11 protein-coding genes are annotated in these 14,315 nt (G+C 68.4%); 5 read left to right on the forward strand and 6 right to left on the reverse strand.

What is annotated here, in order from left to right; all coding sequences use genetic code 11:
* From smeA to smeC, 3 genes are all read left to right on the forward strand, one after another.
* Positions 1-1,028: multidrug efflux RND transporter periplasmic adaptor subunit SmeA (smeA, locus tag G5A07_RS18940; protein ID WP_191863818.1), on the forward strand; the 1,028-nt coding region annotated here is incomplete at its 5' end.
* A 12-nt stretch (positions 1,029-1,040) separates the two neighbouring features.
* Positions 1,041-4,190 carry a multidrug efflux RND transporter permease subunit SmeB gene (gene smeB, locus G5A07_RS18945; protein WP_191863819.1) on the forward strand — a complete coding sequence of 1,050 codons (3,150 nt, stop codon included), beginning with the start codon at positions 1,041-1,043 and terminating at the stop codon, positions 4,188-4,190.
* On the forward strand, positions 4,187-5,602 hold the full coding sequence (gene smeC, locus G5A07_RS18950) for a multidrug efflux transporter outer membrane subunit SmeC (RefSeq protein WP_191863820.1): 1,416 nt from the start codon (positions 4,187-4,189) through the stop codon (positions 5,600-5,602). The genes smeB and smeC overlap by 4 nt, the downstream gene beginning before the upstream one ends.
* A gap of 181 nt (positions 5,603-5,783) precedes the next feature.
* Here the strand turns inward: smeC and mnmG are convergent, their stop codons facing one another.
* Positions 5,784-7,673 (reverse strand): tRNA uridine-5-carboxymethylaminomethyl(34) synthesis enzyme MnmG, encoded by a 1,890-nt coding sequence (gene mnmG / locus G5A07_RS18955; protein WP_191863821.1) that lies wholly within the window; start codon positions 7,671-7,673, stop codon positions 5,784-5,786.
* Positions 7,674-8,221: 548 nt separating this feature from the next.
* Positions 8,222-8,710: a hypothetical protein gene (locus tag G5A07_RS18960; RefSeq protein ID WP_100447005.1), complete on the reverse strand. Its 489-nt coding sequence runs from the start codon at positions 8,708-8,710 to the stop codon at positions 8,222-8,224.
* Between the two features lie 159 nt (positions 8,711-8,869).
* Between G5A07_RS18960 and G5A07_RS18965 the strand changes: the two genes are divergently transcribed.
* Both G5A07_RS18965 and G5A07_RS18970 read left to right on the forward strand, forming a co-directional pair.
* Positions 8,870-9,832 (forward strand): pyridoxal-phosphate dependent enzyme, encoded by a 963-nt coding sequence (locus G5A07_RS18965; RefSeq protein WP_191863822.1) that lies wholly within the window; start codon positions 8,870-8,872, stop codon positions 9,830-9,832.
* Positions 9,817-10,461: a YdcF family protein gene (locus tag G5A07_RS18970; RefSeq protein WP_049480113.1), complete on the forward strand. Its 645-nt coding sequence runs from the start codon at positions 9,817-9,819 to the stop codon at positions 10,459-10,461. Before G5A07_RS18965 ends, G5A07_RS18970 begins: the two co-directional genes overlap by 16 nt.
* 113 nt (positions 10,462-10,574) lie before the next feature.
* On the opposite strand, the gene bioC is transcribed toward G5A07_RS18970, so the two are convergent.
* From bioC to bioF, 4 genes are read right to left on the reverse strand one after another with little or no spacing between them, the layout of a single operon-like run.
* Positions 10,575-11,459 (reverse strand): malonyl-ACP O-methyltransferase BioC, encoded by an 885-nt coding sequence (gene bioC / locus G5A07_RS18975; protein WP_191863823.1) that lies wholly within the window; start codon positions 11,457-11,459, stop codon positions 10,575-10,577.
* Between the two features lie 12 nt (positions 11,460-11,471).
* On the reverse strand, positions 11,472-12,251 hold the full coding sequence (locus tag G5A07_RS18980; RefSeq protein ID WP_049480070.1) for an SDR family oxidoreductase: 780 nt from the start codon (positions 12,249-12,251) through the stop codon (positions 11,472-11,474).
* A 29-nt stretch (positions 12,252-12,280) separates the two neighbouring features.
* Entirely contained in the window at positions 12,281-13,060 is a 780-nt protein-coding gene (gene bioH, locus G5A07_RS18985; protein WP_191863824.1) for a pimeloyl-ACP methyl ester esterase BioH, read from the reverse strand.
* Positions 13,061-13,077: 17 nt separating this feature from the next.
* Positions 13,078-14,301, reverse strand: coding sequence for an 8-amino-7-oxononanoate synthase (gene bioF / locus G5A07_RS18990; protein WP_049480069.1), 1,224 nt, complete (start codon positions 14,299-14,301; stop codon positions 13,078-13,080).
* Positions 14,302-14,315 lie beyond the last annotated feature (14 nt).

Below are 14,315 nucleotides of genomic sequence, written 5' to 3' on the forward strand. Positions count from 1 at the left end.
GCGCCGTGCCGTTCGAGATCTCCGAGGTGCGGCCGCAGATCGGCGGCCTGATCCGCCAGCGGTTGTTCACCGAAGGCCAGCAGGTCAAGGCGGGGCAGCTGCTGTACCAGGTCGATCCGGCGCCATACCAGGCGGCCTTCGATACCGCCCGCGGGCAGCTGGCGCAGGCCGAGGCCACCGTGTTGTCGGCACAGCCGAAGGCCGAGCGCACCCGCGCGCTGGTGAGCATGGATGCGGCCAGCAAGCAGGATGCCGACGACGCCACCTCGGCGCTGAAGCAGGCGCAGGCCAACGTGATTGCCGCGCGCGCTGCATTGCAGGCCGCCCGCATCAACCTCGACTACACCCGGGTGACCGCGCCCATCGACGGTCGCATCGGCACCTCCAGCGTGACCGCTGGTGCGCTGGTCGCGGCCGGGCAGGACGCCGCGCTGACCACCATCCAGCGGCTGGACCCGGTGTACCTGGATGTCACCCAGTCCAGCACGCAGGTGCTGGCGCTGCGCAAGCAGCTCGATGCCGGCCTGGTGAAGGCCATCGATGGCAAGGCACAGGTGAAGGTGCTGCTGGAGGACGGCAGCACCTATGCGCACGAAGGCACGCTGGAGTTCGTCGGCAGCGCGGTCGATCCGGGTACCGGCAATGTGGTGCTGCGTGCGGTCATCCCGAACCCGGACGGCCTGTTGCTGCCCGGCATGTACCTGAAGGCGGTGCTGCCGATGGCCACCGACGCGCGCGCGCTGCTGGTGCCGCAGAAGGCGGTGACGCGCAACGAACGCGGCGAGCCGCTGCTGCGCCTGCTCGACGCCAAGGATCATGTGGTCGAGCGCCGGGTCAGCACCGGCCAGGTGGTCGGCAACCAGTGGCAGATCACCGATGGTCTCAAGACCGGCGAACGGGTGATCGTCAGCAACGGCAGTGCGGTATCACTGGGCCAGCAGGTCAAGGCGGTGGCGGCCACCACGGCGCAGCTGGCGGCGATGCCGGCGATCGACCCGAACGGCAACACCGACGAAAAGTCGCACTGAGGCCTGCCGCGCATGGTTCGTTTCTTCATCGACCGGCCGATCTTCGCCTGGGTGATCGCCATTGCGGTCAGCCTGCTCGGCCTGCTTGCGATCCTGATCCTGCCGGTGGACCGCTACCCGCAGATCGCCCCGCCCACCATCACCATCCGTGCCACCTACACCGGTGCCTCGTCGCAGACCGTGGAAAATGCGGTCACCCAGGTCATCGAGCAGTCGCAGCAGAGCCTCGATCACCTGATGTACATGACCTCGACCAGTGCCTCCGACGGCTCGGCGCAGGTCAACCTGGTGTTCGCCACCGGCACCAATCCGGACACCGCGCAGGTGCAGGTGCAGAACCAGCTGCAGGCGGCCATGGCCACGCTGCCGCAGGCGGTGCAGCAGAACGGCCTGACCATCACCAAGTCCAGTGGTTCGATCTTCGAGGTGCTGTCGTTCACCAGCGAAGACGGCAGCATGGACAACTTCGATGTCGCCAACTTCATGGAAGCGCGCATCGATGACCAGATCAGCCGCGTCAGCGGTGTCGGCAACATCCAGCCGATCGGCCAGGAGTACGCCATGCGCATCTGGCTGGACCCGGAGAAGATGCGCCAGTACGCGCTGATGCCGTCGGACATCGAGACCGCGCTGCAGGCACAGAACACCGACGTCTCGGCCGGTGAACTCGGCGGCCAGCCGGCGCTGAAGGGCCAGCAGCTCGACGCCACGGTGACCGCGCGCAGCCGCCTGCACACGCCCGAACAGTTCGCGCAGGTGGTGCTGAAGGCCGATGCCAACGGCAGCGTGGTGCATCTGGGTGAGGTGGCGAAGATCGGCCTGGGCCCGGAGAGCTACGACAGCATCAGCACCTTCAACGGCAAGCCATCTGCATCGCTGGGTATCGAACTCAATGCCGGTGCCAACGCCATCGCCGTGTCCAAGGCCATCGATGCACGGCTTCAGCAGCTGCAGAAGTACTGGCCGCATGGCTACACCGCCCACGTGGCGTTCACCACCACGCCGTTCGTGACCATCTCGCTGAAGGAAGTGGTGATCACCCTGATCGAGGCGATCATCCTGGTGGTGCTGGTGATGTACCTGTTCCTGCAGAACTGGCGCGCCACCCTGATCCCGACCATCGCAGTGCCGGTGGTGCTGCTGGGTACGTTCGGCGTTCTGGCCGCGTTCGGTTATTCGATCAACACGCTGACCATGTTCGCGCTGGTATTGGCCATCGGCCTGCTGGTGGACGATGCCATCGTGGTGGTGGAGAACGTGGAACGGGTGATGACCTTCGAAGGGCTGGCGCCGAAGCCGGCGACGCTGAAGGCGATGGGCCAGATCACCGGCGCGCTGGTCGGTATCGTGCTGGTGCTGACCGCAGTGTTCCTGCCGATGGCGTTCTTCAGCGGTGTCACCGGCGTGATCTACCGCCAGTTCTCGGTGACGATTGCGGCAGCGATGATCCTGTCGGTGCTGGTGGCGATGACCATCACCCCGGCGCTGTGCGGCAGCATCCTGCACCAGATTCCCAAGGGCGGCCATCCGCACGGCGACCACGGCGGCGAACCGAGCCTGCTGGGCAAGTTCTTCATCTGGTTCAACCACCGTTTCGAGCGCACCTCCAACGGCCTGCGTCGTCGGGTGGATGGCTTCCTCGGTCGGCGCACGCTCGGCGTAGTGTTCTACCTGGTGCTGAGCGTGGTCACCGGCCTGCTGCTGTGGCACCTGCCTGGCGCGTTCCTGCCCGACGAGGACCAGGGCATGCTCAACGCGCTGGTGAAGCTGCCGGCCGGCGCCACGCTGGAACAGACCCGTGCTGTGATGGATCGCCTCAGTGCCGCCGCAGTAAAAGACGACAGCGTGCTGTCGATCCAGGCCACCGCCGGCTTCAGCGTGACCGGCAGCGGCCAGAATGTCGGCCAGGCCTTCATCCGCCTGAAGGACTGGGATGACCGCAAGGACGACGCCGATACCATCGCCGCGCGGTTGACCAAAGCCATGGCCAGCGTGCCCGATGCGCAGGTGTTCATCACCTCGCCACCGGCCATCCTCGGTCTCGGCGATGCGGGCGGATTTACCCTGGAACTGCAGGACGAAGGCGGTGGCGGCCATGCCGCCGCCGTGGCTGCACGCAACACATTGCTGAAGGAAGCTGCCAAGGATCCGAAGCTGGTCAACGTGCGCTATGCCAGCCTGGAAGATGCACCGGTGTATGCGGTCAAGGTGGACGACGCCAAGGCGCAGGCGATGGGCGTGAATCCGCAGGACATCAATGACACCTTGAACGCGGCGCTGGGCGGCGACTTCGTCAACAACTTCATCTACAAGGGCCGCATCAAGAAGGTGTTCATCCAAGGCGCTGCCGAAGCACGAATGCAGCCGCAGGACATCGAGCGCTGGAGCGTGCGCAACCAGGCTGGGCAGATGGTGCCGCTGTCATCGCTGGTCAGCGCGCACTGGTCCAGCGCACCGGCCGCGCTGCAGCGCTACAACGGCATCTCGGCGATGGAGATCACCGGCCAGCCGGCGCCGGGCGTCAGCTCCGGCGAGGCGATGGCTGAGATCGCGCGCCTGGCCGATACGCTGCCGGAAGGCTTCAGCCACGCGTGGTCGGACATGGCCTACCAGGAACAGCTGTCGGGCAACCAGGCGCCGATGCTGTACGCCATCTCGCTGCTGTTCGTGTTCCTGTGCCTGGCCGCGCTTTATGAAAGCTGGGCGGTGCCGTTCGCGGTGATGCTGGCGGTGCCGGTAGGCGTGTTCGGTGCGGTGCTGATGATGAACCTGCGCGGCCTCAACAACGACGTGTACTTCCAGGTCGGCCTGTTGACCACGATTGGCCTGGCGGCCAAGAACGGCATCCTGATCGTCGAGTTCGCGCGCATCCTCGAACAGCAGGGCAAGAGCACCCGCGAGGCGATCCTGCAGGCGGTCTACCTGCGGCTGCGGCCGATCGTGATGACCTCGCTGGCCTTCCTGATGGGCGTGCTGCCGCTGGTGTTCGCCACCGGCGCCGGTTCGGCCGCGCGCCGTTCGCTGGGTACCGGCGTGGCCGGCGGCACGGTTGCCTCGATGGTGCTGGGCATGTTCTTCGTGCCGTTGTTCTACCTGCTGGTGCGCCGCCTGTTCCCGGGGCGCGCAGCGACTCACGCCACTGCCCAGGAGGCAAGTCCATGAAGCCGATGCTGCTGCGCGCCCTGGCGGCCGCGACGATGACCACCGTGCTCGGTGGCTGCGTGGGCATGGCGCCGCATTACCAGCGGCCCGGGGCACCGGTGCCGGTGCAGTTCGGCAATGCGGCCACCGGCGAGGCTGATCCTGCGCCGGCGATGCCGGCATGGCGTGAGGTGTTCCTGGAACCACGCCTGCAGCAGGTGATCGCGCTGGCGCTGCAGAACAACCGCGACCTGCGCGTGGCCGTGCTGCAGGTGGAGAAGGAGCGGGCGCAGTACCGCATCCAGCGTGCGGCGCTGCTGCCGTCGGTGGATGCCAGCGGCAGCGTCACCCGTTCGCGGGTCAGTGACGCCAACAGTGAGACCGGGGCCACCCAGGTGACCGAGTCCGACGCGCTGCAGGTCGGCATCAGCAGCTGGGAGCTGGACCTGTTCGGGCGCATCCGCAGCCTGAAGAGCGAAGCCCTGCAGAACTGGCTGGCCAGTTCCGAGAACCAGCGTGCGGCGCGCACCAGTCTGGTCGCCGAAGTGGCGACGGCGTGGCTGGCGCTGGCCGCCGATGGGCAGTCGCTGGCATTCACGCAACAGACCCTGGACAGCCAGCAGCAGACCCTGCAGCGCACCGAGGCCCGCCATGCGCAGGGGCTGGCCTCGGGGCTGGACCTGTCGCAGGTGCAGACCAGCGTGGAAGCCGCGCGCGGCGCGCTTGCCAAGCTGCAGACGCAGCAGGCGCAGGATCGCGATGCATTGCAGCTGTTGGTGGGGGCGCCGCTGGATCCGGCCCTGCTGCCGACCGCGCAGGCGCTGGAGGGCAGCGTGGCACTGGCGCCGTTGCCGGCCGACCTGCCCTCAAGCGTGCTGCTGCAGCGCCCGGACGTGTTGTCCGCCGAACACGCGCTGCAGGCGGCCAATGCCGATATAGGCGCCGCGCGCGCCGCGTTCTTCCCGACGCTGACATTGACTGCCAACTACGGCCACAGCTCCACCGCGTTGTCGACGCTGTTCTCGGCTGGTACCCGTGGCTGGTCGTTCGCGCCCAGTATCACCGCTCCGATCTTCCATGCCGGCGCACTGAAGGCGTCGCTGGATGCCTCGAAGATCGGCAAGGACATCGGCGTCGCGCAGTACGAGAAGGCGATCCAGCAGGCTTTCAGCGAAGTGGCCGATGCGCTGGCCACGCGTGATCACCTGACCGCGCAGTTGGACGCGCAACGCGCGCTGGTCGCTGCCAGCCAGCGCAGCTACACGCTGGCCGATGCGCGTTACCGCACCGGGCTGGACGGCTACCTGCAGTCGCTGGACGCACAGCGCAACCTGTATGCCGCGCAGCAGGACCTGATCGCGTTGCAGCAGCAGGAAGCGGGCAACCGGGTGACCTTGTTCAAGGTGCTGGGCGGCGGCGCGGACGCACGGTAACGCGTTCGTTCCGGTAGCTGCCGACCTTGGTCGGCACAAATGCATGCAGCTTCGCGATATGAAAATGCGTGCCGACCAAGGTCGGCACCCACCAGAGCGGCAGTAGATCCACGCCATGCGTGGATGAAGCCCCGCCAATGCACGGTAGCGCCGGGCCATGCCCGGCGAGCGCAGCGGCGCGTTACGCCACGCGGCCGCGGCGTGCGCGTTCCAGATGCACCAGCAGCAGCGAGATCGCCGCCGGCGTCATGCCGGGAATCCGCTGTGCCTGGCCGATGGTCTGCGGGCGTACGCGCTCCAGCTTCTGCAGTGCTTCGGCCGACAGCCCGCGCACCGTCGCGTAATCGAAGGCTTCAGCGATCGGCGTGGCTTCGTGCCGCTGCTGGCGCTCGATTTCCTCGCGCTGGCGATCCAGATAGCCGGCGTACTTCACGCCGATCTCCACCTGCTCGGCCACTTTGGCGTCGGCTACCGCCGGGCCCAGCGACGGCACCTGCATCAGCTGCGCGTAGTCCAGCTCCGGGCGCTTGATCAGGTCCAGCACGTTGGTTTCGCGGCTGACCGCCACGCCCAGCGTGTCCTGCACTTCGCGGCCCAGCGCATTGGCCGGGGTTGCCCACAGTGCACCCAGGCGTGCGCGCTCGGCGGCGACGGCGGCCTGCTTGGTCTCGAACGCGTTCCAGCGGCGGTCATCCACCAGGCCCATCTCGCGGCCGGCCGGGGTCAGGCGCTGGTCGGCGTTGTCCTCGCGCAGCTGCAGGCGGTACTCGGCGCGGCTGGTGAACATGCGGTACGGCTCGTTGGTGCCGTGGGTGATCAGGTCATCCACCAGCACGCCCAGGTACGCCTCGTCGCGGCGCGGGCACCAGCCGTCCAGCCCGCGCACCTGGCGTGCAGCGTTGAGGCCGGCCAGCAAGCCCTGCGCGGCGGCTTCTTCATAGCCGGTGGTGCCGTTGATCTGGCCGGCGAAGAACAGGCCGTTGACCAGCTTGGTTTCCAGCGAGGCCTTCAGCCCGCGCGGATCGAAGAAGTCGTATTCGATGGCGTAGCCGGGGCGGGTGATGTGCGCGTTCCCGAAACCGCGGATGCTGCGCACCATCTCCAGCTGCACGTCGAACGGCAGCGAGGTGGAGATGCCGTTGGGGTAGATCTCGACGATGCCCAGGCCTTCGGGTTCGACGAAGATCTGGTGGCTGGCCTTTTCGGCGAAGCGCACCACCTTGTCCTCGATGGACGGGCAGTAGCGCGGGCCGATGCCTTCGATCTGGCCGCTGTACAGCGGCGAGCGGTGCAGCGCGTCGCGGATGATCTGGTGGGTCTGTTCGGTGGTGTGGGTGATCCAGCAGCTGACCTGCTGCGGATGCTCGTCCACCGAGCCGAGGAAGGACATCACCGGGCGCGGCGTGTCGCCCGGCTGCTCGTCCATCACGCTGTAGTCCAGCGAGCGGCCATCGATGCGCGGCGGCGTGCCGGTCTTCAGGCGGTCGACCTGGAACGGGCGCTCGCGCAGGCGCGCGGCCAGCGTGGTGGCCGGCGGGTCGCCCATGCGGCCGGCGGCGTACTGGGTCGGGCCGACATGGATCTTGCCGGCCAGGAAGGTGCCTGCGGTCAGCACCACGGCCTCGGCGTCGAAGCGCAGGCCGGTCTGGGTGATGACCCCACGCACGGCATCGCCTTCGATGACCAGGTCATCGACCGCGGCCTGGAACACCGTCATGTTGGCCTGGCCTTCGACGATGGCGCGGATCGCCATGCGGTAAAGGTTGCGGTCGGCCTGGCAGCGGGTGGCACGTACGGCCGGGCCCTTCGATGCGTTGAGCGTGCGCCACTGGATGCCGGCGCGGTCGGCGGCATGCGCCATCGCACCGCCCAGAGCGTCGATTTCCTTGACCAGATGGCCCTTGCCGATGCCGCCGATGGCCGGGTTGCAGCTCATCGCGCCCACGGTTTCGATGTTGTGGGTCAGCAGCAGGGTGCGCACGCCGGTGCGGGCCGCGGCCAGCGCGGCTTCGGTGCCGGCGTGGCCACCGCCGATGACGATGACGTCGTAACGATGGAAGGACGGGTTCATGGGGGCTGTTCAGCTTGGGGCGGGCGCGGCCGGGGGCGCCGCCGGGGTGGCGATTTTAGCGCCATTCGGGGTCCGGACGCCGGCGTCGGCCAGTTGGCGGCGAAATCGGCCCTAAAGTTGGCAGGATTTTTGCAGATAACCCAATAGCACCCATCGTGGCTGGCGCCATAGGCGCCCGTGACCGGAATTGGAACAGGGGCCGGTACAGGCGCACGGTGGGGGAGCAGAGGGCCGGCAGTCGGGGGACTGTCCGGCCCTGTTTTTTTGGGGCTGTCGGGAAGGCGCCATCCACGCATGGCGTGGATCTACTGAAGCTGGGGCCTTCGCCGGTCGGCGACCCGACAAAACAGACGGCCCCGCATTGCGGGGCCGTCTGCCTTCAGAGGTGCCGACATCCGACAGGGCCGGAACAGGGGGGATCCAGATGTTCCTGTCGGATATCGACGTAGAGCTTTTTGCGGCGGCCCGTGTCGTTTTTGTCACTTTGTGACGCGGGCCGTCACTGTCCGCGTAGAGTGCGGCTTAGACCGTGTGAAATGCAAGACGGTTCAGCGCTCAACTGTGCGCTGCGTCGCACGATCCATGTTGCGCCAGGGGGAACCGTTCATCCTCGGCGCACTCGGTGCCGGTGCCGGACGGGCCTGCGGCGGGGGCGCCGACGGCTGCGCGTTCGACTGCGGCGGACGGCGCATGGAGTCCATGTTCCGCCACGGCGAACCACCGTTGTACGACGGTCGCGACGGCGGCGGCGGACGGTGCTCGCCACCATTGCCCGGGCGCGGCGGCGGGCGATGGTTGTGCGGCGGGCGGTAGATCGGGCGCGAGTAGTACGGGTTGCCATAGCCGCCGTAATAGCCGCCATAGCCACCGTAGTACGGGTAGCCGTAGTTGTAGGGATAGCCGGCCGGGTAGCGGTACTCCACCGACGGCGCACCGTGGTAGTAGCTGCCGCTGCGGCCGCCGCCGACATAGTCGTAGGTGGTGCAGCCGGTCAGGGCCAGCAGCAGGCCACCGGCAAGCATCAGGCGCATTTTCATGGTGGGTCCCCCCATAGGACGGGTGTGCAGTCAGCTTCGGGCGCCAGCGTTGAATCGGCCCTTAATTCCGCCGGCCAGGATGAATGGAGGCGTAGGGCTGCATGCTGGCATGACCTGTGTCCCGGTCGCCAGCGCGAAGCCATACGTTAATCTTGCGTCATGAGCGATTCACTGTTGCCCCGCGCCGATGACGTCCTGCTTGCTGCGGCGAGGATCGCCCCGCACGCCAGCGTGACGCCGGTGCTGCGCTCGCGCACGCTCGATGCGCTGGCCGGCGCACAGCTGGCGTTCAAGGCCGAGCACCTGCAGCGCGGTGGCGCATTCAAGTTCCGTGGTGCCTGCAATGCGGTGTGGTCGCTTGATGCTGATCGTGCCATCGCTGGCGTGGTGACCCATTCCTCCGGCAACCACGGTGCCGCGCTGGCCCTGGCCGCACGCACCCGGGGCATGCCCTGCCATGTGGTGGTGCCGGAAGGGGCGGTGGCCGCCAAGCTGGCGAACATCGCCCGCCACGGCGCCACGCTCTGGCGCTGTCCGCCGACCATCGCCGATCGCGAGGCCACCTGTGCCAGGGTGCAGGCCGATACCGGCGCGACCCTGGTCCATCCGTATACGGACCCAGCGGTGATGGCCGGGCAGGGCACTGCGGCCCTGGAACTGCTGCACAGCGACGGCCCGTTCGATGTGCTGGTGGTGCCGGTGGGCGGCGGTGGCCTGGCCAGCGGTACCGCGCTGGCGCTGCAGCACGCCAGCCCGCAGACCCGCCTGGTGCTGGCCGAGCCAGCCGGAGCCGACGATACCGCGCGCTCGCTGGCCGCTGGCGAGCGGCAGGGCGCGTTCACCCCGGACACGATCTGCGATGGACTGCGTACCCTGATCGGCGCGCCGAATTTCGAACTGCTGCGCGCGGCCGGTGCCGAGGTAATCGTGGTCGATGACACCGCGACGCTGGCAGCGATGCGCCTGCTGTGGGACATCCTCAAGCAGGTGGTCGAGCCGTCCTCGGCCACCGTGCTGGCGGCGGTGCTGGCGCAGCCGCAGCGCTTCGCCGGCCTGCGCGTCGGCCTGGTGCTGTCCGGTGGCAATGTCGATCTGCCCGCCCTGCGCTGGGGGGCGCCATGAGCCGCGACCGGCATCGGCCTCGCACCGGCCTGCTGGGCTGGCTGTGGCGGCTGTTTGTCCTGCTGGTGATCTGGCTGCTGGGTGTGACTGCCTGGATCGTCTGGGTCGGCGAGCGCGACCAGGCCGCCAAGGCCGATGCCATCATCGTGCTGGGTGCGGCCGCCTATGACGCCAAGCCATCTCCGGTGTTCGAAGAACGTATCCGGCATGGACTGGACCTGTACGAGGCCCAGTACGCGCCGCTGCTGATCTTCACCGGCGGCTATGGCGGCACCGGTGCGCGCTTCTCCGAATCGCAGGTGGCGCGGCGTTATGCGCTCAAGCATGGCGTGCCGGACGATGCGATCCTGATCGAGACCGCTTCGCGCAACACCGTGCAGAACCTGGTCGAAGCCAAGCGACTGATGGACCAGCGCGACCTGCACCGGGTGATCATCGTCAGCGACCCGCTGCACATGGCGCGCGCGCTGCGACTGAGCAAGGCACTGGGCATCGATGCGCTGGCCTCGTCCACGCCCAGCACGCGCTTCCGCAGCTTCCACACCAGCTGGCGCTTCCTGGTGCAGGAGATCTACTTCTTCCACCGCGACCTGGTGCGCCCGCCGCTGAGTTCGCCGGCCAATACCTGAGCGGCTGCCGCGCCGCTGCGCTCGCCGGGCATGGCCCGGCGCTACCATTGGTGCACCCGGCGCGGCCCCTATCGCGCGCCCGGTAGCGCCGGGCCATGCCCGGCGGCTTTCGATCAGGTCTGCTTGCGCCGGATCGGAATCGCCGACACCGGCACCGAGGCCACGTCATGCCCGCCTTCGCGGATTGGTGCGCCGGGGTCCGGTGCCCAGGCATGGGCATAGATCACTTCCCAGCTGCTGGGCAGCTTGCCGTCGGCGCGCCGCATCGGTTCATACGCCGCTGCCGCCGCCGCGAAACGGCTACGCCCGGTCAGTGTGTGGCGGCGGTCCACCCGCGCGTTGGTCGCGCCCATCGCGCGCAGTTCGCGCATCAACGAGGGCAGGTCGTCGTAGGTCAGGGTGAACAGATCGCGGTCCAGCACCGGGTCGCGGAAGCCGGCCATCATCAGTGCGTCGCCGAACTGCGCGATCTGCGCGAAGCGGCTCACGTGCGGGCGGTCGTCGGCGGCGGCAAACGCCTCATTGAGTTCGATCAGCGTTTCCGGGCCGAAGGTCGAGCACAGCAGCAGGCCACCTGGCTTGAGCACGCGGCGGAACCCGGCGAACACTGCCGGCAGGTCGTCCACCCACTGCAGGCACAGGTTGCTGAAGATCACGTCCACGCTGTTGTCGGCCAGCGGCAGCGCAACGGCATCGCCACACAGGCGCTGGAACGGCTTCCACCAGCCGGCCTGGCGCTTGGCCTGGTCCAGCATCGGCAGCGCCACGTCCAGCGCGATCACCTGCGCCTTCGGCCAGCGCTTCTTCATCAACGCGCTGGCGTGGCCGGTGCCGGCGCCGATGTCCAGCACCACCTCGGGCTTGCGTGCCTCCAGGTAGTCCAGCGATTCGATCAGCCGCGACTGCACCTCGCGCTGCAGGGCGGCAGCGGCGTCATAGCTGCTGGCGGCACGCGCGAACGCGCGGCGGACATGGCGGGCATCGAAGTGGGACGGCATTGCGAAAGTCTCTTAGAACGTACCGGGGTAGGCGCCGCCGTCGATCAGCAGGTTCTGTCCGGTGAGGTAACCGGCCTGTGCACTGCACAGGAAGGCGCAGGCGGCGCCGAATTCGTCAGGCGTGCCGAAGCGGCCGGCGGGAATCTGCTGGCGGCGGCGTTCGGCGACTTCGCCGGCATCGCCGTCCTTGCCCGCACTGTGGGCGAAGTTGGCGCGCAGGCGGTCGGTGTCGAACTGGCCGGGCAGCAGATTGTTGATGGTGACGTTGTGGGCCACCGTGCGGCGCGCCAGGCCGGCGACGAAACCGGTCAGGCCACTGCGCGCGCCGTTGGACAACGCCAGGATGTCGATCGGGGCTTTCACCGCCGACGAGGTGATGTTGACGATGCGGCCGAAGCCGCGCTCGATCATCGCGTCGACGGTGGCGCGGATCAGTGCGATCGGCGCCAGCATGTTGGCGTCCAGCGCGGCAATCCAGTCGTCGCGTTCGAAATTGCGGAAATCACCGGGCGGCGGACCACCGGCATTGTTGACCAGGATGTCCACCTGCGGGCAGGCGGCCAGCGCCGCAGTGCGGCCGGCCTCGGTGGTGACGTCGGCGGCGACGGCGCGCACCTCACCGGCACCGGGCAGTGCACGCAGTTCGTCGGCGGCGACCTTCAGTGCAGCCTCGCCACGCGCCACGATCACCACGTTCACGCCCTCGCGTATGAGCGCACGCGCGCAGCCCAGGCCCAGCCCCTTGCTTGCGCCGCAGACCAGTGCCCAGCGGCCGTTGATACCCAGATCCATGCGTCAATCCTGCGGAATTCGGAGGGGGCTCATTGTCCGCCATCGGCCGGTGACAGGCCGGCAACGAAGTGTTGCAGGGCGGCAGCCACTTCGTCGGCATGGCCGAGGAAGGGCGCATGGCCGCCGTGGGCGATGGTCAGCGCCTGCGCACCCGGGGCCAGCGCCGCAGCGGCCTCCATGGCGACCGGTGACACCAGGCGGTCGCGCTGGCCGGCGATCCACAGGCTGGGCTTGCCCAGCGTCGGCAGTGCCCCGCGCAGGTCGGTGCTCTCCAGCAGGCGCAGGCCTTCCAGCAGGGCGCGTTCGGTGGGCGCACCGCGCTCGACCAGGCGCTGGCGCAGGGTGCGCAGTTCCTCGCGGGCATGCGCCGAGCCCATCACGTCCAGCGCGAGGAAGCGTTCCAGCGTGCCGCCGAAGTCGGTCGCCAGCTCACGCCCGAACTGCTCGAATACTGCCGGTTCGACCCCGTGCGGCCAATCCTCGCCACGCACGAAGCGCGGCGTGGCGGCGATCATCGCGAGGCCGCGGACCTTCGGCAGCGTGGCCGCCGCATGCAGTGCGAACAGGCCACCCAGCGACCAGCCGCACCACACCGCCGGCGGTGTGGCCGCGGCAATGGCACTGACCACGAACGGCAGGCGCAGCGGCGTGGTGTCGTCGCGGCTGTGGCCATGGCCGGGCAGGTCGACCAGGTGCAGGGTGAACTGGTCTGCCAGGCGCTGCACCAGCGGCGCGAATACACCGCCCTGCAGGGCCCAGCCGTGGATCAGTACCAGGTCCGGCCCACGGCCGGTGACGTCAATATGCATGGGCAACGACACGGAACTCAGGCAAAAGCGGGCAGCGGCGGTGGCGCGGCTTCACGCACGGCCAGGGTCACGCGATCGCGCGCGCTGGCGATGGCCTCCACCAGGCCACGCACCTGTTCCGGCGTATGCAGCGCGGACAGTGTCACGCGCAGGCGTGCCTTGCCTTCCGGCACCGTCGGCGGGCGGATTGCACCGACCAGCCAGCCGGCCTGTTCCAGCGCCGTGGACATCGCCACGGCGGTGCGGTCATCGCCGCACAGCAGCGGCTGGATCGGTGTTTCCGAAGCCATCAGGTCCAGGCCATGGCGACGCGCTTCAGTGCGGAACAGCGCGATCAGGTCGGTCAGCTTTGTGCGACGCCAGTGGTCGCGGCGCGCCAGGCGCACTGCTTCAAGCGCAGCAGCGGCCATCGCCGGTGGCACGGCGGTGGTGTAGATGTACGGGCGCGCGGTTTCGGCCAGATGCTCGATCAGGTCGTCGCGGCCCAGCACCAGCGCACCGGAACCGCCCAGTGCCTTGCCCAGTGTGACCAGCTGCAGCGGTACGTCGTCCACGCCCAGCCCGGCGGCGGCCACGGCACCACGGCCATCACCGACCACGCCGACACCGTGCGCATCATCCACATAGAACAGCGCCTGCTGCAGGCGTGCCACAAGCGACAATGCACGCAGCGGTGCGATGTCGCCATCCATGCTGAAGACACCATCGGTGGCCAGCATGGCCGCGCCATCGGGCGCGTGCTTGAGCTGACGCATTGCGCCTTCCGGATCCAGGTGCGGATAGCGGCGCAGACGTGCACCGGCCAACCGGGTCGCATCGAGCAGGCTGGCGTGGTTGAGCTTGTCTTGTACGCAGACATCGTTCTCTTCGCTCAGCAGTGCCTGCTGCACCGCCAGATTGGCGGCGAAGCCACTGCCGAACAGCAGCGCACGTGGATAGCCAAGCCACTCGGCCACCTCGCGTTCCAGCGCCTCATGCAAGGCATGATGGCCGCAGACCAGGTGCGAGGCACCGGCGCCAGCGCCTTCGCGTGCGGCGGCATCCTGAAGCGCGTTGACCACGCTGAACTGCTGGGCCAGGCCCAGGTAGTCGTTGCTGCAGAAGCCGGTCAGCCACTGGCCGTCCACTTCCAGGCGCACGCCATCACGACGGGTGACCGTGCGTCGCGGGCGGCGACGGCCTTGGGCATCGCGCAGAGCGCGCTGGGCGTGGAGGCGGGCGGTCAGGTCGGGGCGGGCCATGGTGGCTGAATGCG

This window comes from Stenotrophomonas sp. AS012628, from assembly GCF_010608305.1.
Lineage (GTDB): Bacteria > Pseudomonadota > Gammaproteobacteria > Xanthomonadales > Xanthomonadaceae > Stenotrophomonas > Stenotrophomonas geniculata.

Excerpts from the sequence above, each read along its gene's own strand:
- smeB (WP_191863819.1), top strand. The coding sequence starts at position 1,041 with ATGGTTCGTTTCTTCATCGACCGGCCGATCTTCGCCTGGGTGATCGCC.
- smeC (WP_191863820.1), top strand. The coding sequence starts at position 4,187 with ATGAAGCCGATGCTGCTGCGCGCCCTGGCGGCCGCGACGATGACCACC.
- mnmG (WP_191863821.1), bottom strand. The coding sequence starts at position 7,673 with ATGAACCCGTCCTTCCATCGTTACGACGTCATCGTCATCGGCGGTGGC.
- G5A07_RS18960 (WP_100447005.1), bottom strand. The coding sequence starts at position 8,710 with ATGAAAATGCGCCTGATGCTTGCCGGTGGCCTGCTGCTGGCCCTGACC.
- G5A07_RS18965 (WP_191863822.1), top strand. The coding sequence starts at position 8,870 with ATGAGCGATTCACTGTTGCCCCGCGCCGATGACGTCCTGCTTGCTGCG.
- bioC (WP_191863823.1), bottom strand. The coding sequence starts at position 11,459 with ATGCCGTCCCACTTCGATGCCCGCCATGTCCGCCGCGCGTTCGCGCGT.
- G5A07_RS18980 (WP_049480070.1), bottom strand. The coding sequence starts at position 12,251 with ATGGATCTGGGTATCAACGGCCGCTGGGCACTGGTCTGCGGCGCAAGC.
- bioH (WP_191863824.1), bottom strand. The coding sequence starts at position 13,060 with ATGCATATTGACGTCACCGGCCGTGGGCCGGACCTGGTACTGATCCAC.
- bioF (WP_049480069.1), bottom strand. The coding sequence starts at position 14,301 with ATGGCCCGCCCCGACCTGACCGCCCGCCTCCACGCCCAGCGCGCTCTG.